Origin of the sequence: Nocardioides sp. CPCC 206348, assembly GCF_048654705.1 — a bacterium.
In the GTDB taxonomy this organism is placed as follows: Bacteria; Actinomycetota; Actinomycetes; order Propionibacteriales; family Nocardioidaceae; genus Nocardioides.
In genome coordinates, this window is record NZ_JBMCZA010000229.1 from 126,605 (window position 1) to 127,799 (window position 1,195).

A 1,195-nucleotide genomic window follows, 5' to 3' on the forward strand; every position below is an offset into this window, starting at 1 on the left:
CATGCCCGAGCTCATCGCGGCCCTGCACTCGTTCGTCGGTCTCGCCGCGGTGCTGATCGGCTGGAACGGTCACATCCTCGGCTCGCACGACTCCATGGACAGCCTGGTCAACATCCACGAGGCCGAGGTCGCCATCGGCATCTTCATCGGTGCGGTCACCTTCACCGGCTCGATCGTCGCCAACCTGAAGCTGTCGGCGAAGATCTCGTCGGCCCCGCTGATGCTGCCCGGCAAGAACCTGATCAACGTCGGCTCGCTCGTGCTGTTCGCGATCCTGACCGCTATCTACGTCTCGCTGGAGACGCACGACAACACGTCGGCGGACATCCTCCTGGGCGTCCTGACCCTGCTGGCGCTCGCGCTCGGCTGGCACCTCGTCGCCTCCATCGGCGGCGGCGACATGCCGGTCGTGGTCTCGATGCTCAACTCGTACTCCGGATGGGCCGCGGCCGCCTCGGGCTTCCTGCTCGGCAACGACCTGCTGATCGTGACCGGTGCCCTGGTCGGATCCTCCGGTGCCTACCTGTCCTACATCATGTGCAAGGCGATGAACCGCTCGTTCATCTCCGTCATCGCCGGTGGCTTCGGCATCGCCGCCCCCGCGGGCGACGACAAGGACTACGGCGAGCACCGCGAGATCCAGGCCGAGGCCGCCGCCGAGCTGCTGTCGAACGCCTCGTCCGTGGTCATCACGCCGGGCTACGGCATGGCCGTGGCGCAGGCGCAGTACCCGGTCGCCGACCTCACCGCGAAGCTGCGGGCCAAGGGCGTCAACGTCCGCTTCGGCATCCACCCCGTCGCGGGTCGCCTGCCCGGCCACATGAACGTGCTGCTGGCCGAGGCCAAGGTGCCCTACGACATCGTGCTCGAGATGGACGAGATCAACGAGGACTTCCCGGAGACGGACGTCGTGCTCGTGATCGGCGCCAACGACACCGTGAACCCGTCCGCCGCGGAGGACCCGACCTCACCGATCGCCGGCATGCCGGTGCTCGAGGTCTGGAACGCCAAGGACGTCATCGTGTTCAAGCGCTCCATGGCCGCCGGCTACGCCGGTGTCCAGAACCCGCTCTTCTTCCGCGAGAACAGCCAGATGCTGTTCGGTGACGCGAAGGACCGGGTCGAGGACATCGTGAGCCACCTCAGCTGAGCAAGCAGTACGACGAAGGGCCGGTTCCGTGCGGAACCGGCCCTT

General features: G+C 67.0%; 1 protein-coding gene. It reads left to right on the top strand.

Annotated elements, in window-relative coordinates; translation table 11 throughout:
• A partial coding sequence (locus ACOADB_RS26425) for an NAD(P)(+) transhydrogenase (Re/Si-specific) subunit beta (protein ID WP_378606017.1) occupies positions 1-1,150 on the top strand: 1,150 nt, incomplete at its 5' end.
• Positions 1,151-1,195 lie beyond the last annotated feature (45 nt).